Origin of the sequence: Streptomyces sclerotialus (genome assembly GCF_040907265.1) — a bacterium.
In the GTDB taxonomy this organism is placed as follows: Bacteria; Actinomycetota; Actinomycetes; order Streptomycetales; family Streptomycetaceae; genus Streptomyces; species Streptomyces sclerotialus.
This window is the reverse complement of the sequence record NZ_JBFOHP010000002.1, coordinates 345,618-363,027: the sequence shown is the minus strand read 5'-3', so window position 1 is coordinate 363,027 and position 17,410 is coordinate 345,618. Positions and strand designations below refer to the sequence as shown.

Annotated in this window: 18 protein-coding genes and 1 pseudogene; 12 read left to right on the top strand and 7 right to left on the bottom strand. The window is 71.7% G+C overall.

Annotated elements, in window-relative coordinates; translation table 11 throughout:
- Positions 1 to 191 precede the first annotated feature (191 nt).
- The 4 genes from AAC944_RS01805 to AAC944_RS01790 all read left to right on the top strand — a co-directional run bounded on the left by AAC944_RS01805 (position 192) and on the right by AAC944_RS01790 (position 5,506).
- Positions 192 to 1,058 carry a universal stress protein gene (locus tag AAC944_RS01805; protein ID WP_030607576.1) on the top strand — a complete coding sequence of 289 codons (867 nt, stop codon included), beginning with the start codon at positions 192 to 194 and terminating at the stop codon, positions 1,056 to 1,058.
- Between the two features lie 108 nt (positions 1,059 to 1,166).
- A complete protein-coding gene (locus tag AAC944_RS01800) occupies positions 1,167 to 1,988 on the top strand; it encodes an HAD family hydrolase (RefSeq protein WP_051871309.1) in 822 nt (273 codons plus the stop codon).
- Between the two features lie 4 nt (positions 1,989 to 1,992).
- Entirely contained in the window at positions 1,993 to 4,416 is a 2,424-nt protein-coding gene (locus AAC944_RS01795; protein ID WP_030607584.1) for a glycoside hydrolase family 65 protein, read from the top strand.
- Positions 4,417 to 4,594: 178 nt separating this feature from the next.
- Complete coding sequence (locus tag AAC944_RS01790; RefSeq protein WP_030607586.1) at positions 4,595 to 5,506, top strand: universal stress protein; 912 nt, start codon at positions 4,595 to 4,597, stop codon at positions 5,504 to 5,506.
- Positions 5,507 to 5,641: 135 nt separating this feature from the next.
- On the opposite strand, the pseudogene AAC944_RS01785 reads toward AAC944_RS01790, so the two are convergent.
- Both AAC944_RS01785 and gndA read right to left on the bottom strand, forming a co-directional pair.
- Positions 5,642 to 5,758, bottom strand: a pseudogene (locus tag AAC944_RS01785) (transcriptional regulator); the annotation flags it as partial.
- Between the two features lie 42 nt (positions 5,759 to 5,800).
- Complete coding sequence (gene gndA / locus AAC944_RS01780; RefSeq protein WP_030607589.1) at positions 5,801 to 7,240, bottom strand: NADP-dependent phosphogluconate dehydrogenase; 1,440 nt, start codon at positions 7,238 to 7,240, stop codon at positions 5,801 to 5,803.
- 365 nt (positions 7,241 to 7,605) lie between these two features.
- Between gndA and AAC944_RS01775 the strand changes: the two genes are divergently transcribed.
- Both AAC944_RS01775 and AAC944_RS01770 read left to right on the top strand, forming a co-directional pair.
- Positions 7,606 to 8,400: an SDR family NAD(P)-dependent oxidoreductase gene (locus AAC944_RS01775; protein WP_030607592.1), complete on the top strand. Its 795-nt coding sequence runs from the start codon at positions 7,606 to 7,608 to the stop codon at positions 8,398 to 8,400.
- A gap of 183 nt (positions 8,401 to 8,583) precedes the next feature.
- Positions 8,584 to 9,408, top strand: coding sequence for an aldo/keto reductase (locus tag AAC944_RS01770; protein ID WP_030607595.1), 825 nt, complete (start codon positions 8,584 to 8,586; stop codon positions 9,406 to 9,408).
- Positions 9,409 to 9,464: 56 nt separating this feature from the next.
- On the opposite strand, the gene AAC944_RS01765 is transcribed toward AAC944_RS01770, so the two are convergent.
- The 3 genes from AAC944_RS01765 to AAC944_RS01755 form a co-directional block, all read right to left on the bottom strand.
- Entirely contained in the window at positions 9,465 to 9,962 is a 498-nt protein-coding gene (locus tag AAC944_RS01765) for a hypothetical protein (protein WP_196942709.1), read from the bottom strand.
- 165 nt (positions 9,963 to 10,127) lie between these two features.
- The gene (locus AAC944_RS01760; RefSeq protein ID WP_030607600.1) at positions 10,128 to 10,727 is read right to left on the bottom strand and encodes a dihydrofolate reductase family protein; all 600 of its coding nucleotides are present in this window, start codon (positions 10,725 to 10,727) and stop codon (positions 10,128 to 10,130) included.
- Between the two features lie 171 nt (positions 10,728 to 10,898).
- Complete coding sequence (locus AAC944_RS01755) at positions 10,899 to 11,780, bottom strand: MBL fold metallo-hydrolase (protein WP_030607602.1); 882 nt, start codon at positions 11,778 to 11,780, stop codon at positions 10,899 to 10,901.
- 173 nt (positions 11,781 to 11,953) lie between these two features.
- Between AAC944_RS01755 and AAC944_RS01750 the strand changes: the two genes are divergently transcribed.
- The 3 genes from AAC944_RS01750 to AAC944_RS01740 are packed head-to-tail and all read left to right on the top strand — an operon-like array spanning position 11,954 to position 14,240.
- Positions 11,954 to 12,145, top strand: a complete 192-nt coding sequence (locus AAC944_RS01750; RefSeq protein WP_030607604.1) for a hypothetical protein — start codon at positions 11,954 to 11,956, stop codon at positions 12,143 to 12,145.
- A gap of 5 nt (positions 12,146 to 12,150) precedes the next feature.
- A complete protein-coding gene (locus AAC944_RS01745; RefSeq protein WP_051871311.1) occupies positions 12,151 to 13,629 on the top strand; it encodes an Asp-tRNA(Asn)/Glu-tRNA(Gln) amidotransferase GatCAB subunit A in 1,479 nt (492 codons plus the stop codon).
- A 29-nt stretch (positions 13,630 to 13,658) separates the two neighbouring features.
- Positions 13,659 to 14,240 carry a TetR-like C-terminal domain-containing protein gene (locus AAC944_RS01740; protein WP_030607609.1) on the top strand — a complete coding sequence of 194 codons (582 nt, stop codon included), beginning with the start codon at positions 13,659 to 13,661 and terminating at the stop codon, positions 14,238 to 14,240.
- A 32-nt stretch (positions 14,241 to 14,272) separates the two neighbouring features.
- Here the strand turns inward: AAC944_RS01740 and AAC944_RS01735 are convergent, their stop codons facing one another.
- Positions 14,273 to 14,938 (bottom strand): hypothetical protein, encoded by a 666-nt coding sequence (locus AAC944_RS01735; protein ID WP_030607612.1) that lies wholly within the window; start codon positions 14,936 to 14,938, stop codon positions 14,273 to 14,275.
- 196 nt (positions 14,939 to 15,134) lie between these two features.
- Here AAC944_RS01735 and AAC944_RS01730 point away from each other — a divergent pair, with 196 nt between their 5' ends.
- The 3 genes from AAC944_RS01730 to AAC944_RS01720 all read left to right on the top strand — a co-directional run bounded on the left by AAC944_RS01730 (position 15,135) and on the right by AAC944_RS01720 (position 17,111).
- Entirely contained in the window at positions 15,135 to 15,569 is a 435-nt protein-coding gene (locus AAC944_RS01730; protein WP_030607615.1) for an Hsp20/alpha crystallin family protein, read from the top strand.
- Between the two features lie 113 nt (positions 15,570 to 15,682).
- Positions 15,683 to 16,132 (top strand): DUF2267 domain-containing protein, encoded by a 450-nt coding sequence (locus AAC944_RS01725; protein ID WP_030607617.1) that lies wholly within the window; start codon positions 15,683 to 15,685, stop codon positions 16,130 to 16,132.
- A 325-nt stretch (positions 16,133 to 16,457) separates the two neighbouring features.
- Positions 16,458 to 17,111: a formylglycine-generating enzyme family protein gene (locus tag AAC944_RS01720; RefSeq protein WP_030607619.1), complete on the top strand. Its 654-nt coding sequence runs from the start codon at positions 16,458 to 16,460 to the stop codon at positions 17,109 to 17,111.
- A 40-nt stretch (positions 17,112 to 17,151) separates the two neighbouring features.
- Here AAC944_RS01720 and AAC944_RS01715 read toward each other — a convergent pair whose 3' ends face one another.
- Positions 17,152 to 17,406, bottom strand: a complete 255-nt coding sequence (locus AAC944_RS01715; RefSeq protein WP_196942711.1) for a hypothetical protein — start codon at positions 17,404 to 17,406, stop codon at positions 17,152 to 17,154.
- Positions 17,407 to 17,410: the final 4 nt, after the last annotated feature.

Genomic DNA, 17,410 nt, shown 5'->3' with positions numbered 1-17,410 from the left:
TCCAGCTTTCGCGCGGAGTGCATGACGCACCAGGGCCGAACGGGCCCGGCCGTCGCAGATCGCGGGCCGATCGGCCCAGGGAAAGGGCCCTCGTGCGGGACCGGAACGGCCCTGCCCGCAGACGCCCGGATGCGCGAAGGTGTCGGCGGGCCCCAGGAAGTTCGGAGGGGCCGGGGCGGCGAAAGGACGACATGGTGGATCACCGTCCTGTGGTGGTGGGAGCCGACGGTTCGGCATGGAGCCTGCAGGCCGTCGACTGGGCCGTCGACGCGGCAGTGCGGTACGGCGTGCGGCTGCGTATCGTGCACGCGTTCCGGGAGAAGGAGCGGCAGGCCGAGCACGTTCCCGGCCGTCCCCCGGCCGAGTCCCCGGAGAGCCTCGTCAGCGTCGCGAGCGAGCGTGCCTCCCGGCGCGCTCGGGGGCTGAAGGTCACGACGCGCCTGATGCCGCTTGCCCCGGAGGCGGCTCTGACGGCTGAGAGCCGGGAGGCCAGGGTGGTGGTCGTCGGCCACCGTGGCCGTGGAAGGCTGGCATCGTCGCTGCTCGGTTCGGTGGGGCGTGGCGTGGCCGCCCGCGCACACTGCCCGGTGGTCGTCGTACGGGGCCGTGCAGCGAACATCGCAGGGCGCAATCGCCTTGTATGTCTGGGGATCGGCAATCGGATGCCCGGCACCGGAGCGGCAGCGTTCGCCTTCGAAGAGGCAGCGCTCCGTGGTGGTCACATCGCAGCCGTACATGCTTGGCTGTGCACCAGTGCGGAAGCACGTGAACGGCACGGGCTGCTCAGCGAGTGCCGGGCCGCTCACGAACGGCGGGCGAAGGAACTTTTCGATGAGGTGTTGACCGAACAAGTCAGGACACGCCCGCGGTTGGAAGTCCACCACCGGACGGTGGAGGGGGCGCCGGGCACCGTTCTGACAGCTGCGTCGATGACCGCCGACCTGCTGGTGGTGGGCGCCCGCCGCCGGAAGACGCCCTTCGGTCCCCACCTCGGCTCGGTCGGCCACACGGTACTGCACCACGCACTGTGCCCCGTCGCGGTCGTACCCGAAGGCTGACCTCGTGGAGGGCAGGGCGGCACACCGAGCGGCTGGAGACCGCCGATGCCGGGGCGCTGAGGCGTATACGTTGGATTCCGAGGGCCGGGGAGCAAGGAGACGGTCGACGTGGACGGTGCGGAGGAGTTCGGGACCGCGGGTGAGCGCGCTCGCACGGGGCTTGCCTCCTGCCTCCGTGACGTGCGAGCCGTGGTGTTCGACACGGACGGTGTGCTCGTCGATTCGGCGCGGTTGCATGCGGCCGCCTGGAAGGAAGCCTTCGACGCATGTCTGCGCGCCCACCCGCCCGACGACCCGGCACAGCGCCGCCCCTTCGATGTGCGGGAGGACTACCGGCGGTACGTGGACGGCAAGTCGCGGCTGGACGGGGCTCTCGCCTTTCTGGAATCCCGCGGCCTGCGGCTGCCTGAAGGCGAGACGGGGGAGGAGCCTGGTACGGGGTCCGTGGGTGCCGTGGCAGCGGAGAAGGAGCGGCGTTTCGTCGCACGGCTGCACGTCTCGGGGGCGCCGACCTGGCCGGGCACCGTTCGCCTGCTGCACCGTCTGGATGCGGCGGGCATTCCCTGTGCCGCGGTGTCGGCTTCCCGGCACGCCCGGGAGCTGCTGACAAAAGCCGGCTTGATCGAATTGTTCCGCACGGTCGTGGACGGGCAGGACGCCGCCCGGCTCGGCCTGCACGGTAAGCCCGACCCGGCGCTGTTCCTCGAAGCGGCCCGGCGACTGGAGGTCACCGCCGCCACGGCGGCCGTCGTGGAGGACGCACTGGCCGGCGTGGAGGCAGGGCGGCGCGGGGGCTTCGGGCTGGTGGTGGGTGTGGACCGGACGGCGACGCCGGAGAGCGCCCGCGATCTGCGCGCGCACGGGGCCGATGTCGTGGTCGGTGACCTGGGCGAGCTGCTGACCGCTGTACCCGGAAGCGCGGAGGACTGAGGCGATGGCGGGCTGGACGTGGGAGTACGAGGGGTACGACCCGCAGGAGGAACGCCTGCGCGAAGCGCTGTGCACGCTCGGCAACGGCTACTTCGCCACACGGGGCGCCGCGCCCGAAACCTCCGCCGGACCGGTCCACTACCCCGGGACCTACGCCGCAGGCTGCTACAACCGGCTGCTGTCGGACGTGGCCGGCCGTCAGGTGGAGAACGAGGACCTGGTCAACCTGCCGAACTGGTTGCCCCTGCGGTTCCGCGTCCGCGGTGACGAGGCCTCCGTACCGTGGTTCACGCCGGACGACGGTTCTCTCCTGGCCCACCGGCAGGTCCTGGACCTGCGTGGCGGCATCCTCACCAGGTATCTGAGTGTGCGCGTCGACGGCGGTGCCGAGCGGGAGCTGCGCGTCGTCCAGAAGCGACTGGTCCACATGGGGGATTGCCATGTCGCCGCGCTGCTCACCGAGTTCACCGCGATCGGCTGGTCCGGCACGCTGGAGGTCGAATCCGCGCTCGACGGCGATGTGACCAACGCCGGAGTGGACCGCTACCGCGATCTCGATGGCCACCACCTCACCCACCTGCACACCGGTACGGTCGATCCCAGCACCTGCTGGCTGCGCTGCCGCACCGTCACCTCCGACGTGCGCATCGCCATGGCCGCCCGGACCCGTGTGACGGTCGGCGGACCCGTCGACTCACACCCGCTGCGAGAGCCCGGCCGCGTAGGCCGGCGGCTGACGGCGGAGCTGGCCGACGGTGAGCCGCTGGTGGTGGAGAAGACCGTGGCCCTGTCCACCTCCCGTGACCCGGCCATCAGCGACCCCTCGCTGGCCGCGCTCGACAGTGTGACCCGGGCCCCGGACTTCACCGGCCTGCTCGCGACGCACCGCGCCGCCTGGCAGCGGCTGTGGCGGCGGGCCGAACTGGAGGTGCCTGGCCAGGCCGGCGACATCCTGCGGCTGCACACCTTCCACCTGCTGCAGACGCTGTCGCCGCACACTGCGGAGCTGGACGTCGGGGTGCCGGCCCGGGGACTGCACGGCGAGGCCTACCGGGGGCACGTCTTCTGGGACGAGCTGTTCGTCCTGCCCTACCTCAACCTTCACTTCCCCGAGGTCTCCCGCGCCCTGCTGGACTACCGCTACCGGCGGCTGCCGCAGGCCTGCCGGGCGGCGAGCGCGGCCGGCCGGGCCGGTGCGATGTACCCCTGGCAGAGCGGCAGCGACGGCCGGGAAGAAACACAGACCCTGCATCTCAATCCGCGCTCCGGCCGGTGGCTCCCCGACCACTCCCGGCTCCAGCACCACGTGGGATCGGCCGTGGCGTACAACGTCTGGCGGTACTGCGAGGCCACCGGAGACACGGCATACCTGCACACCAGGGGAGCGGAGATGATGCTGCAGATCGCCCGCTTCTGGTCGGGTACCGCCACGTACGACGCGGCGCTGGACCGCTACCGCATCCGGGGAGTGGTCGGCCCCGACGAGTACCACGACGGATATCCGGACGCGGCCGAGCCGGGACTGAACGACAACGCGTACACGAACGTCACCGCCGCCTGGGTGCTCGCCCGGGCCCTCGACCTGACCCAGCTCCTCCCGGCCCCCCGACGGCGCGAGGTGCTGGAACAACTGGACATCGACGACGGCGAACTCGACCGCTGGCGGGAGATCTCCCGTCGGCTCCACGTGCCCTTCCACGCCGGCGTGGTGAGTCAGTTCGAGGGCTACGGCGGCCTGGCCGAACTGGACTGGGCGGCGTACCGCGCACGCTACGGCGACATCCGGCGGCTGGACCGCATCCTGGAAGGCGAGAACGACACGCCCAACCGCTACCAGGTCTCCAAGCAGGCGGACGTCCTGATGCTGGGATACCTGTTCTCCCCCACGGAGCTGGCGGCGCTCTTCCAGCAGCTGGGCCACGAGATGAACGAAGACCTGTGGCGATCCACCGTCGATTACTACCTGAGCCGTACCGCGCACGGCTCGACGCTGAGCAGCCTCGTGCACGGCTGGGTCCTGGCCCGGGCCCGGCGGCAGGACGCCTGGGAACACTGCCTGGAGACGCTGAAGGGCGACGTGGCCGACACCCAGGGCGGCACCACGGCCGAAGGCATCCACCTCGGTGCGATGGCCGGCACGCTGGACCTCGTCCAGCGGGGGCTGACCGGCCTGGAGACGCGTGAGGACGCCCTGTGGTTCGCCCCCGCCCCGCTCCCGGAACTGTCGGACTTCGGTTACCGGCTGCGGTACCGGGGTCACTGGGACATCGGGGTGAGAGTCGGCGGCGGACGGCTGCTCGTCACTGTGCCGGTCTCGGAGCAACGCCCGGTTCCTGTCGTGTGCGCGGGGCGGTCGACGAGGGTCTCCCCGGGCGAGACGCGGGAATTCGTCCTGGACGAGCCGTACGGTGATGGCTCCGCACCGTAGTGCGACGGCTTTGCCGGGCCGGCGTCGACGTGTCGTCCTCGGCCTGGGCCGGTCGGCCCCGGCCGTGACCGACCGGCCCGCTGCCGCCGTGCACCGACGGACGGAGGCTTGAGGGGAAGACGTACCGAGCACGCGGCGACGCGTGACCGGCGCCCTCCCGTCTCATGGAGGTGATGACGTGCCGGATTGCATAGTTGCCGGACTGGACGGCTCCAAGGAAAGTCTGGCCGCGGCGGACTGGGCGGCCAGGGAAGCCCGGCGACGAGGTCTGCCCCTGCGGCTGGTCCATGCCTGGGAAGGGCTGACGGCCACCGGCACCGCCCCGGACCTTCCGGAGCTCGCCGTCCCTCGCCGGTGGGCCCACCAGGTCCTGCGCGAGGCCGCCGATGCGGTGGTCCAGCGTTACCCGGAGGTGCGTCTCACCTGTGAGCAGGCCGGCAGCGTGCCCGCAGAGGCGATGCGCGAGGCGGCCGAGAACGCGGAGGTGCTGGTGCTCGGCTCCCGAGGACTGGGCGGTGTGGCCGGCGTCCTGGTCGGCTCGGTGGCGCTGGCGACCGTTGCGCATGCCAGGCGGCCTGTGGTGCTGGTACGAGCCGGAGAGACGGCCGAGGACGAACGGCTGCCGGCGAGCGGCGAGCAGCAGATGCCGGACACTCCGTACCGCGAGGTACTGCTCGCCCTGGACCCCGACTCCGCCTGCGACGCACCGCTCTCGTTCGCGTTCGACGCCGCGGTACGCCGCCGGGCACCGCTGCACGTACTGCACGTCTGGAACCCGCCCGCGGGGTACGGTGACCTGCCGGCCACCGCCTACGCGCTCGGTATCGACTCCGAGGCGGAGGCCCGGGCGCGACGGGCGGTGGCGGCGGTCCTGCACCCGTGGCGGGACAAACTCCCGGAACAACCGGTGATCGAGACGGTGACCATGGGGCGAGCCGCGAACAGCGTCCCGGCGGCCGCGCACCGTGCCGGCCTGGTCGTGGTCGGCCGCCGCACCCGGCACTCGGCCGTCGGCGCGCACATCGGGCCGGTCACCCACGCGGTCATTCACCATGTCCGCTGCCCGGTCGCGGTCGTGCCGCACGACTGAGCCACGCCGCGGAGCGAGCCGGGGCTGAGGTCCACCACGCACTGTCGTGGCTCCTCCGCCAGGAGCCGGTCCAGGGGGAGAGTTCGGCGACGACCGACTCTTCCCCGGCGGTCGTCGGCTGCGTATCGGTGGCGCTCACGGGCAGGTCCTCTTGTTCTCGGCGGCGGTACGGGCGGCTGCGGCGAGCGCGGCGAACTGCTCGGACAGGCCGGCCAGGGCCTCCGGCTTGAGCTTGTAGTAGGTGAAGCGGCCGTACCCAACTCCACGGACTCGACAGTATTTTGCGAGCGTCGGTCAGCTTTCGACTTCGGTTCTGTCGTCGCCCCAGAGAGTGTGGAAGACGCCGTCGCGGTCGGTGCGGCGGTAGGTGTGTGCGCCGAAGTAGTCGCGCTGGCCTTGGGTGAGGGCGGCGGGGAGACGTTCGGCGCGCAGGGAGTCGTAGTAGGCGAGGGTGGCGGCGAAGGCGGGGGTGGGGACGCCTTGCCGGACGGCGGTAACGATCACATGGCGCCAGTCGTCCTGTGCGGCGGCGATCTCTTCGGCGAAGCTCTTGTCGGAGAGGAGGCTCGGCAGCTGGGGCTGGGCCTCGTACGCGCTGGTGATCCGGTCGAGGAACGCGGCCCGGATGATGCATCCGCCGCGCCAGATGGCGGCGACCTTGCCGAGGTCGATGTGCCAGTCGTACGCCTGGCTGCCGGCGGCGATCTGGTGGAAGCCCTGGGTGTAGGAGACGACCTTCGAGGCGTACAGGGCCTGCTCGACCTGGTCGGCGAAGGCCGCCGCCTCGTCCTTGCCGAGGGTGCGGGCGGTCGGTCCGGCGAGGTGGCGTGAGGCTTCGCGGAGGGCGGCGTGGCCGGAGACGGAGCGGGCGAAGACGGCCTCTGCGATGCCGGAGACCGGTACGCCCAGGTCGAGGGCGATCTGCACGGTCCAGCGGCCGGTGCCCTTCTGCTCCGCCTGGTCGAGCACCACGTCCACGAAGGGTTTGCCGGTCGCCGCGTCGACGTGGGAGAGGACCTCCGCGGTGATCTCGATCAGGTAGGAGTCCAGGCGGCCGGTGTTCCAGGTACGGAAGATGTCGGCGATCTGCGCGGGGGAGTAGCCGGCGACCTCGCGCAGCAGCTGGTACGCCTCGCCGATCAGCTGCATGTCGGCGTACTCGATACCGTTATGCGTCATTTTCACAAAATGCCCGGACCCATCAGGGCCGATGTGCGTGACGCAGGGAGCTCCGTCCTTGGCCTTCGCGGAGATCTTCCCCAGCATCGGCCCGAGTGAGTCGTACGACTCCTGGCTGCCGCCGGGCATGATGCTGGGCCCGTTGAGCGCTCCTTCCTCGCCGCCGGAGATCCCTGCGCCGACGAAGTGGATGCCCTGCTCGCGCAGCTCGCGCTCACGACGGCGCGTGTCGGCGAAGTGCGCGTTGCCGCCGTCAATGATCATGTCGCCGGACTCCAGCAGAGGGGCGAACTCGGCGATCACCGCGTCCGTGGCCTCCCCGGCCTTCACCATGACGACCAGACGTCGTGGCCTTTCCAGGGAAGCTACGAAGTCCTCGGCGCTCTCCGTAGCGACGAAATCTCCCTCGTCGCCGAACTGTTCGATGAGTTCGTGCGTGCGGGCGGCGGTTCGATTGTGCAGGGCGACGGTGTAGCCGTTGCGTGCGAAGTTCCGGGCCAGATTGCGCCCCATGACAGCAAGCCCCGTGACGCCGATCTGCGCTGTGCTGCTCATAGTGGTCCCGCCTGCTTTCGGTTTCGTCGCGTCCGGTAGGTCGACCGACCGCCATGCTGGAACGGGCTACCGAGCTTACGGTGCGCGACTGGTCGCGGCCTGGGCGTCAGTCGCGATGTCGCCAATGTTCCCCGGATGGCCGCCAGCGCCCTGTGGGTGCGCGCGTTCGGCCCGCGAGGGGGCGGCTCCGAGGTCCGTGTCCCGTTCGGTCCGGTGGGGGTGTGCGTGCGGACAATTCTATGCGTTAGCGTTCTACCTGCGCTGACAATAATTGCATGCGCGTGTTAAATGTAGACGCCGCGCATCCGATACCGGGCGCACGTCCACGCGCATGTCCAGGCGCACGTCACAGGAAAGGTTGTTCCATGCATATCGATCTGTCCGGCCGTACCGCGGTCATCACCGGCTCCACGGCAGGCATCGGCCGCGCCATCGCCGTGGCCGCCGCCCGCGCCGGCGCCGACGTCGTCGTCAACGGCCGGGACGAGACCCGTACCGCTCGGGCGGCCCAGGAGATCGCCGAGGAGACCGGCTCGGACCGGGTCCGGCCCGTCGCCGCCGACGTGTCCACCGCCGAGGGCACCGGCGCCCTGATCGAGGCCGTCCCGGAGTGCGACGTACTGGTCAACAACACCGGCATCTTCTCCGCCACCCCCGTCTTCGAGATCCCCGACGCGGAATGGCAGCGCTTCTTCGACGTCAACGTCCTCAGTGGCGTGCGCCTGGCCCGCCACTACGCACCGCGGATGGCCGAACGGGGCTGGGGCCGCGTGCTGTTCATCTCCAGTGAGTCGGCGGTCATGACGCCGACCGAGATGGTCCACTACGGCATGACCAAGACCGCCCAGCTCGCCATTTCACGCGGTATGGCCCAGGAGCTCGCGGGCACCGGCGTCACCGTCAACTCGGTACTGCCCGGCCCCACGCTGACACCCGGCGTCGAGGAGTTCATCGCCGACCGGGTCGGCCCCGGCACCTCCTTCGCGGAAGCCGAGGCCGCCTTCATCCGGCAGGAGCGGCCCACCTCGCTCCTGGGCCGCCTCATCCGGCCCGAGGAAGTGGCCGCACTGGCTCTGTATGCGGCATCCGAGCACGCTTCCGCCACCACCGGCGCGGCGCTGCGCGTCGACGGCGGTGTGGCACCGACCCTGATCCCCTGACCTGCCACCTCCCGCACATCTCCACGTACGCATCCCCGTACGCACCCCTCCGCGTACGCCACGGCGAACCGTACGCACCTCCTCCGCGTACGCCACGAAAGCCGTACGCCACGAAAGCCGTACGCCACGACGAGCACGGTGCCATGGCCACCGTGCGAAAGGACCGCACTCCTCATGAGCCCTATGACGTCCGTCCCGAACGTGACGCTGAACAACGGTGTGGCGATGCCGCAGCTGGGATTCGGTGTCTTCCAGGTGCCCGACGACGAGACCACCGCCGCCGTCACCAGCGCGCTGGAGGCCGGCTACCGCAGCATCGACACCGCGGCCGTCTACGGCAACGAGGCCGGCGTCGGCCGCGCGCTGGCCTCCTCCGGCATCGCCCGTGAGGACCTCTTCGTCACCACCAAGCTGTGGAACGAGGACCAGGGGTACGACGCCACGCTCGCGGCCTTCGACGCTTCCCTGGCCAAGCTGGGCCTGGACCACGTCGACCTGTACCTGATCCACTGGCCGGCCCCGGCCCGCGACCGCTACCTCGACACCTGGCGCGCGTTCGAGAAGCTGCTCGCCGACGGCCGTATCCGCGCCATCGGCGTGTCGAACTTCCAGCCCGCGCATCTGCGCCGCCTGCTGGACGCCTCCGGCATCGTTCCGGCGGTCAACCAGGTCGAGCTCCACCCCGGCCTCCAGCAGAGCGAGCTGCGTGCCTTCCACGCCGAGCACGGCATCGCCACCGAGGCCTGGAGCCCGCTCGCCCAGGGCGCGCTGCTGAAGGACGAGGCCATCACGGCCATCGCCGAGCGGCACGGCAAGTCCCCGGCCCAGGTGGTCCTGCGCTGGCACCTGCAGATCGGCAACGTCGTGATCCCCAAGTCGGTCACCCCGGCCCGCATCCGCGAGAACCTCGATGTCTTCGACTTCGTCTTGACCGACGCGGACATCGATGCCATCACCGCCCTCGACCAGGGCCTGCGCACCGGTCCGGACCCCGACACCTTCAACTGACGAGCGGGCCCCGCCCCTCCGGCGCCTACCTCGGGCGCCTGCCTCCGGCGCTTTCCTCAGGACGCCGCGGCCAGCGCGTCGATCAGCCGGTGCACCTCCCGCAACGACACGTCGTCGTCCGGCACATGCGCCAGTACGACGGTGAGTACGTCCTGCAAAAGCGGTACCAGCCGGCCGGCCCGGAGGGCGGGGCCGGCATCGCGCAGGGCGGTCCGTGCCGACGCCTCCGTCCAGCGGCAGCGGTGCAGGGCCTCGGCGAACCGGTACTCCTCCGGAAGCGGCACCCACCGCCCCGCGGCGAACGCCTCGCGCAGGGCGGTGGCGCCGCGGTTCAGGGCACGCCAGCACCAGTCGGCGCCGCCCAGCTCCGGCCGGTCGCGGCCCGGCCGGGTGTCATGGCAGGAACGGCACAGCCACACAGTGCGCTCGGGGCCGATCGCGGGCTGGAGCGTCACCGCGAGCTCCGGCAGGGCCGGCCTGGGCTCGGGGCAGAGGTGGCAGGGGAGCGCGGTGGGTACGAGGTACCGCTGTTCGCGGCGGACAGAGAGAGTCACACCAGGTCAACGGCGGTTCGGGTGGGCCGTGACGTATGCGGACAGAAGGTTTACGGTCCTTTGCCTGAAGTTTCCGCAAGGACACTCGGGTGGGGCAATCCGGTCCGGCCGGACGGACCGGATCGCCGCTGGACCGGCGGTGCGCGGTACGGAACCGTGCGGCCGTCAGCCCTTCGCGGGGGCGGGCCGGTAGGTGCACACGTGCACCCCCGTACCGCTGGTTACCGTCGAGACCAGTTCGAACGCGCGCTGCGTACCGTCGCCGGGGAAGATCGTCTTGCCGCCGCCGAGGATCACCGGCTCGATCATGAGCAGCAGCTCGTCGACCAGGTCCTCGTGCAGGAGGGTGCGGACGAGTGTGGGGCTCCCCATCACCCACAGGTCGCCGCCTTCGGTGCCGCGCAGCTCCCGGATGCGGGCGACGGCTTCGTCGCCGGGGATGCGCGTGGTGTTGTTCCAGGTCAGTTCGTCGTCGCCGAGGGTGCGGGAGACGACGTACTTGGGGAGGGAGTTCATCCGGTCGGCGAACGGGTCACCGCTCCGGCCGGGCCAGGCCGCCGCCATCGTCTGCCACGTACGGCGTCCGAAGAGCAGCGCCCCCGCCCTGGTCATCGCCGCGTCGAAGGCGCCGCCCATCGCCTCGGGGTCGAAGAACGGGTGCGACCAGCCGCCGTGGGCGAACCCGCCGTCGGTGTCCTCGTCCGGCCCGCCCGGTGCCTGCACGACGCCGTCCAGGCTGATGAACTCACTGACCACGATGCGCATGGGATGCGCTCCTCTTCTTCGGTATTCCTCGGTAGGGCGGCGGTGGGAAGGAATGTCTGCCGTGCCGCCCCAGAATCATGGCGCCCACGCGGCCTCGTGGTGGGAAGATCACGGATCTCGGGGGCACAACATACGTCGCGTCGCGTCCGTCCTGCTACGCCGTCCGTCCTGCTACGCCGCCGGTACCGGGACGAGACGGTAGCCGGAACCGTCGGCGCGGACGAGGCCGGCGGTGGGCGGTGGGAAGTGGCTGCCGAGGACGAGTGTGTCGGTGCCGGCGAGCGAGGCGAGCAGGTCACGACGGGTGGCCACGGCCGCGACCGGGTCGATGTCGACGCAGCTGGCCAGGTCGGGCCGGCTCAGCTGGACGGGGTGGTGGACGCAGTCACCGGTGATCAGGGCCGACTGCCCGGCGTCGGACAGCCGCACGGCGATCTGGCCGGGAGTGTGCCCCGGGGCGGGTACGAGGGTGACGCCGGGAGCGATGCCGGTGCCGGCGGCGGAGACGGCGACCGGGTCCAGCAGGCCGTGGTCACGCACCGGATGGACGGAGTCGCGGAACATCTGGAGCCGTGCGGGGTCCAGTTCGGCGGCCGACCAGTACGCCCACTCGTCGTGTGCCACCAGGTACCGGGCGTGCGGGAACGTGGGCACCCACGCCCCGTCGTGGTACCGGGTGTTCCAGCCGACGTGGTCGGTGTGCAGATGGGTGAGGACGACGAGGTCGACGGACTCGGGTGGGAAGCCAGCGTCTTCGAGACGGGCGAGGTAGTCCGTGTTCAGGTGGTGCCAGGCGGGGTTGGCGCGGTCCTTGCCGTTGCCGATGCCGGTGTCGACGAGGATGCGCCGGTCGCCCGCGCGGACGGCGAAGGTGTGGCTGGCGAGACGGAGCCGGTGGTCGGGCCGGGCGAAGTCGGGGCGCAGCCAGGGGGATGCGGCGACCACGTCAGGGGTGGCGCCGGGGAGCAGCCAAGGGCCGGTTTCCGGCGGCAGTTCGGTTTCCTCGATGCGGTGGACGGTGATGCCGCCGACGGTCCAGGTGGGTGCGGGCATGGGAGTCCTCGGGTCAGGTGGGCAACTTAAAGCGAAGAAGTTGCGTTAACAGTAAGCGGGGGGCGCCACTAAAGCAAAATAATTGCATTAGTGGCTGTGGGTGCCCTAGGTTCTGAGCATCCGGCGAGCCGCATCCGGCGCCGCCCCCTTTCCGTAAAGGACGCTGACCAGCCATGTCCCTTCCTGCCCACACTCCGCTGAGCGCCGCCGAGGCGGCCGAGCGCGCCGGGGTTCCGCTGCGCGACGACCGGCACGCCGCCGTCGCGGCCACCGCCGACCACATCCTGGCCGTGGTCAGCCGCCTCCGCGAGCTCGACCTGGCGGACGTACCGACCGCCGCCTCCTACCAGCCCGACGGGCGGTGACGGCAGTGCGGCCCTACGAGCTCTCCCTCGCCGAGGCGGCCGACGCGATCGGCGCCGGGCACCTGTCCCCGGTGGAGCTGACCGACTCCGTCCTGGCGCGCATCGAAGCGACCGAGCCGCAGCTGAACGCCTATGCGGCCGTCACCGCGGACCTGGCGCGCGAGCAGGCCGCCGCCGCGGAACGGGAGATCGCCGCCGGGCGGCGCCGCGGTCCGCTGCACGGCATACCCATGGCGCTCAAGGACCTGATCGACACCGCGGGCGTGGTGACCGCCTCCGGTTCGGCCGTACGCGCCGGCCGGGTGCCGGACCGGGACGCCGCCGTCACCGCGCGGCTGAGGCAGGCGGGCGCGGTGCTGCTGGGCAAGGCGCACACCCACGAGTTCGCCTTCGGGCTGACGACACCGCAGACCCGCAACCCCTGGGCGCCGGACCGGGTGCCGGGCGGCTCCAGCGGCGGGTCGGCCGCCGCGGTGGCCGCCGGGGCGGCGACGTTCGCGCTGGGCACGGACACGGGCGGCTCGATCCGGGTGCCCGCGGCGCTGACGGGAACGGTCGGTCTGAAGCCGACGTACGGCCTGGTGCCCCGGGAGGGCGTGACCGCGCTGTCCTGGTCGCTCGACCACGTCGGCCCGATCACCCGCACGGTGCGCGACGCCGGGCTGGTGCTGGACGCCATCGCCGAGCGCCGTGCCGACACCTCAGGGGACGGGTGCGGAACGCACGGCGCCGGTGGCACGGGTGTGAGTGGCGCCGACGACGGCGGGCCGGACCTGCGCGGTGTCCGGGTGGGCGTCCCCGTCGACTACTTCTTCGACCGGGTGGACTCCCAGGTGGAGGCCGCCGTCCGGGCCGCCCTGGACCGCATGGCCGCCCTCGGGGCCCGCCTGGTCGACGTGGAGATCCCACTGCACCGGTACGTCCAGGCCGCCCACTGGGGACTGATGGTGCCCGAGGCGACCGCGTACCACGCCGAGCAGCTCAGCCGTACGCCCGAACTGTACGGGGCCGACGTGCGGGTGCTGCTGGAGGCGGGGGCGCTGCTGCCCGCCGTCGACCATCTGCGTGCGCAGCGGGCCCGCACGCTGATGCGGCAGGAGTGGGGCAGGCTGCTGGACAAGGTGGACCTGATCGCGGCACCGACCGTACCGGCCACCGCCGCGACGGCCGGTCAGGCGACATTCACCTGGGCGGACGGGACGGCGGAGACGGTGGCCGACGCGTACGTACGGTTCTGCGCGCCTGCGAACATCACCGGGCTGCCCGCACTGTCGCTGCCGGTGGGGTTCGACCGGGACGGGCTGCCGATCGGCATGCAGCTGATCGGGCGGGCGTACGGCGAGACGGCACTCCTGGCCGCGGCGGACGCGTACGAGCAGGCCTTCGGCCCCGCCCCACTGGCCGAGGTGCACCAGCCGACCGCCGCCGCCACCGTCTCCGCTTCGACCCCTTCGGCCCTGCCCCTGCCTGCCTCCCGAACCTAGAAGCAAATAATCAGCGTTAAGGTAAGGGAATGGGAGCGAAGCAGCCGAGGACCCGCCCGGGCGGGCGCAGTGCACGCGTACAGGAATCGGTGCACCGGGCCGTACGCGAACTGGAGGCGGAGGAAGGGCGCGAAGCCCTCACCGTGCCGCTGATCGCGTCGCGTGCCGAGGTCACTCCCTCGACGATCTACCGGCGTTGGGGCGACCTCCAGGTGCTGCTGTCCGACGTCGCGGTGGAGCGGCTGCGCCCGGAGGGGCCGCCCGCCGACCGCGGCAGCCTCGCCGAGGACCTGGAGACCTGGGCGGTGGAGTGGCTGGAGGAGATGTCCTCGGCGGCCGGGCGCGCGTACATCCAGGACGCGCTCGCCGGGGACCGGGAGGGCGGTAACGCGGGACAGTGTTCGGCGTACGCCGCCGAGCAGGTCGCCGTGCTCCTCGGCCGCGCCGCCGAGCGGGGCGAGCGGGCGCCCGACGTGGAGACGGTCCTCGACCACCTGGTGGCGCCGATGATGTACCGCATCCTCTTCCGCCCCGGCCTCCTGGACGCCGCCTATGCCCGCGGCCTGGCGCGCACGCTCCTCGCCCGCCTCACCGCCGAACCCACGAAGTAACGCCCACCCGCCGAGTCCGCGAAACGGCGGCTTCAGGTCGTACGGCGCCGGTTGTTGCTGTGGTCGCGCAGCTCGTCCGTCCGGGAGGTCAGGGCGTCGATGCGGGCGGCGAGCTCCGGGTGGCGCCGCTGGAGGTGGGGGCGGGTGGCGGTGAGCGGGGCGAGCAGCTCGGCCGGTTCGTCGTCGGCGAGGGCGCGGTCGAGGCGCGCGAGGGGAGCGGCGGGGAGGTCCGTGAGCGCGGCGACCTGGCCGGCCAGGCGCCGGAGGTCGGCGGCGTTGCCCCGGGCCCAGACGGTGACGCTGCGGTCGGCCGCGCGGCGGTCGCGAGTGGCCTGGACCCGCTGCTCGCCGGTGGTGCCGGCGGGGCCGGGGCGCTGGCGCAGATAGCGGCGTTCGGCGGCCTGGCGGCTGGCGACGCCGAGCGGCTGGGCGAGGTCGGCCCAGCTTGCGCCTGCCTGGCGGGCCGTTTCGATCAGGCCGGTCTCCCAGCCGGCGAGCTCCTCGCGCACCTGACGCAGCAGCAGTAGAGCGGCCAGGGCCTGGTCAGGGCCCTCGTCAGGGGAGGGTGGCGGTTCGGCGTCGCTGTGCCGGGCGGTGTGCACGGCGTCCTTGATGGCATCCAGCGCCGCGGCGGCGGCGAGGAAAGAGGCCGGGCTCGTGTGAGTGGGGGCCGGGGCGGTGTGGTCGGCGGAAGGCATCGTTCTCTCGCTCTCCTCGGCGGCGCCATCGTCAGCTGTCGGCTGGACCGTCGTCGGAATCATGTCACTGACCGCGCCATCGTGCGTCATCGTTTGGATGACATCTCGTTTGTCATCGTTTCGATGACATGCTACAACGGATGCACGTGAAGCGCATTGGCACAGACTGCCTGAGCCTTCTGGAGGTGTTTCCGCAATGTTGATGCGCACTGACCCCTTCCGTGAGTTCGACCGGCTCGCCCAGCATCTGATGGGCTCCGGCACCTGGTCCCGTCCGGCCCCGATGCCGATGGACGCCTACCGCGAGGGCGACACCTACGTCGTGGCGTTCGACCTCCCCGGCGTGACGCCGGACGCGATCGACATCGATGTCGACCGGAACATGCTGACCGTCAAGGCCGAGCGGCGGCCGACGGCGGACGGCGAGCGGATCCAGATGGACCTGTCCGAGCGGCCGTTGGGCGTCTTCTCCCGCCGGCTGGCGCTCGCCGACACCCTCGACACCGAGCACATCACGGCCGACTACGAGGCGGGGGTGCTGACCCTGCGCATCCCGGTCGCGGAGCGCGCCAAGCCCCGCAAGGTCGCCATCCGCGGGGCAACGCCCCAGGACAAGCAGCTCTCCGGCTGAGCCGGGCCGCCGGACCCGGGCCATCCGGCCGGTGATGGCCCGACGCTCCCTTCCTCAGGCCGGCAACACCGTCACGACGGACGAGAATCACGAGAAAGGCGACTGTCACAGCGATGCACCCCCAGTCTGTCCCGGCCCAGCGGCAAGCAGTGATGACGTACCGTCAGATGTTGGAGAAGGTCCGGTACGAAGGCGCCTACCCGACCCGGGAGAGGGCGGAGGAAGCCGTCCAGGCGGTACTCGCGGCCCTGGGGCGGCAGTTGACCGGCGACGAACGCGTCGCATTGGCCGCCTGCCTGCCCCTGGAGGCGGCCCTCACCTTCACGGCCCAGATCCCGCACCCCGAACCGCTCACCGGCTGGGGCTTCGTCAAGGATCTCGCCGCGCGTACCGGCGGCAGCCCCGCCACCACCCGTTGGGACTCCGGTGCCGTCCTGACCACGGTGGCCGCCCTGGCGGGCCGTGACCTCCTCACCCGCATCCTGACCCATCTCCCCTCCGGCTACGCCCCGCTGTTCGGCCGCCCCGAACTCGCCCGGGATGCCGAACCCCAGGCGGCCTGAGCTCCCTCCCGCATCCGGCAGCGCGCCCCGCGGTGCACCGGCTCACAGATCGTCGAACCGGCCGCGGAGGGCAGCCCCGTCCGGTCCGAGGGCAGGCGGCCTGCCGCGGTGCGGCCTGCGCGGCGGCGCCGGCGAGGCCACGGGCGCCGCCGGGCTGACGCGGAGTCACCGGCTGCTTCTTCGCCGGAGACATCCCGTTGGCTGTAGAGTCAGAAGATCATGGGGCGGAGCCGGTGGGAACGCCGGCGCGCGAGAAGAAGGTACTCCACCGTCGGGTGGGGACGCGGCGGGAAGGCTGCTCGTGGGGGAGTGCACGGGGACCGGGATGATCGGTGTCCCGCCGGGAGAGGTGACGCTGTCGGACCGCCGGACGCGGCGCAGTTGGTCGGTCGAGCTGGGTCCTTACCGGCTCGCGGCGTTCCCCGTCACGCAGGCGCTGTACGCGGAGGTCACCGGGCGGCGGCCGAGCACCGCCCAGGGAGACCGGCTGCCCGTCGAGGGTGTCTCCTGGTGGGACGCGGTCCGCTTCTGCAACGCCCTGTCCGAACGCGACGGACTCGTACCGGCCTACCGCCTCCGTGCCGACGTCAAAGGCCTGCACGTCGAGTGGCGCACCTCTGCCGACGGCTACCGGCTGCCGACCGAAGCCGAGTGGGAACACGCCTGCCGGGCCGGTACGACGGGGCCGCGCTACGGGCCGCTCGACGAGATCGCCTGGTACCGCGGCAACTCGGACGAGCGCCTCCACGAGGTGGGCGGCAAGCGCCCCAACGCATGGGGCCTGCACGACATGCTCGGCAACGTCTGGAACTGGTGCTGGGACGTCTACGACGCCGAGGTCTACGGCGCCTACCGGGTGCTGCGGGGCGGCGGCTGGTTCGACGAGCACTGGAGCTGCCGGGCCTCCGCCAGGCGCCGCAGCCACCCGGACTTCCGGGTCGACGACGTGGGCTTCCGCGTCGCCCGGTCCCTTCACTGAGGGTTCGGCTCGGCCTTCCCCTTCACCGAGGGGCCCGACTTCACGAGTCCGCCCGCTTCCTCGCCCGGTGCCGGTACGCCGCTGCCACCAGCAAGGCGGCGCCCGCGAAGCCGACCAGGAGGTTGCCCCACGCCGGTACATGGGCTGCCCGCAGGAGGCCCGCGACGCCGAAGCTGGTGTTCCAGGCGGCTTCCGTGACGGCGGAGCCGAATCCCTGGACGGCGAGGATCGCGCCGAACAGCCACAACAGCCCCTGCCCTGAGCGCTTCCCGGACTCCTTGACCTGCATTGCCATGACG

Excerpts from the sequence above, each read along its gene's own strand:
- AAC944_RS01805 (WP_030607576.1), top strand. The coding sequence starts at position 192 with ATGGTGGATCACCGTCCTGTGGTGGTGGGAGCCGACGGTTCGGCATGG.
- AAC944_RS01795 (WP_030607584.1), top strand. The coding sequence starts at position 1,993 with ATGGCGGGCTGGACGTGGGAGTACGAGGGGTACGACCCGCAGGAGGAA.
- gndA (WP_030607589.1), bottom strand. The coding sequence starts at position 7,240 with ATGAGCAGCACAGCGCAGATCGGCGTCACGGGGCTTGCTGTCATGGGG.
- AAC944_RS01775 (WP_030607592.1), top strand. The coding sequence starts at position 7,606 with ATGCATATCGATCTGTCCGGCCGTACCGCGGTCATCACCGGCTCCACG.
- AAC944_RS01770 (WP_030607595.1), top strand. The coding sequence starts at position 8,584 with ATGACGTCCGTCCCGAACGTGACGCTGAACAACGGTGTGGCGATGCCG.
- AAC944_RS01760 (WP_030607600.1), bottom strand. The coding sequence starts at position 10,727 with ATGCGCATCGTGGTCAGTGAGTTCATCAGCCTGGACGGCGTCGTGCAG.
- AAC944_RS01755 (WP_030607602.1), bottom strand. The coding sequence starts at position 11,780 with ATGCCCGCACCCACCTGGACCGTCGGCGGCATCACCGTCCACCGCATC.
- AAC944_RS01750 (WP_030607604.1), top strand. The coding sequence starts at position 11,954 with ATGTCCCTTCCTGCCCACACTCCGCTGAGCGCCGCCGAGGCGGCCGAG.
- AAC944_RS01740 (WP_030607609.1), top strand. The coding sequence starts at position 13,659 with ATGGGAGCGAAGCAGCCGAGGACCCGCCCGGGCGGGCGCAGTGCACGC.
- AAC944_RS01735 (WP_030607612.1), bottom strand. The coding sequence starts at position 14,938 with ATGCCTTCCGCCGACCACACCGCCCCGGCCCCCACTCACACGAGCCCG.
- AAC944_RS01730 (WP_030607615.1), top strand. The coding sequence starts at position 15,135 with ATGTTGATGCGCACTGACCCCTTCCGTGAGTTCGACCGGCTCGCCCAG.
- AAC944_RS01725 (WP_030607617.1), top strand. The coding sequence starts at position 15,683 with ATGCACCCCCAGTCTGTCCCGGCCCAGCGGCAAGCAGTGATGACGTAC.
- AAC944_RS01720 (WP_030607619.1), top strand. The coding sequence starts at position 16,458 with ATGATCGGTGTCCCGCCGGGAGAGGTGACGCTGTCGGACCGCCGGACG.
- AAC944_RS01715 (WP_196942711.1), bottom strand. The coding sequence starts at position 17,406 with ATGGCAATGCAGGTCAAGGAGTCCGGGAAGCGCTCAGGGCAGGGGCTG.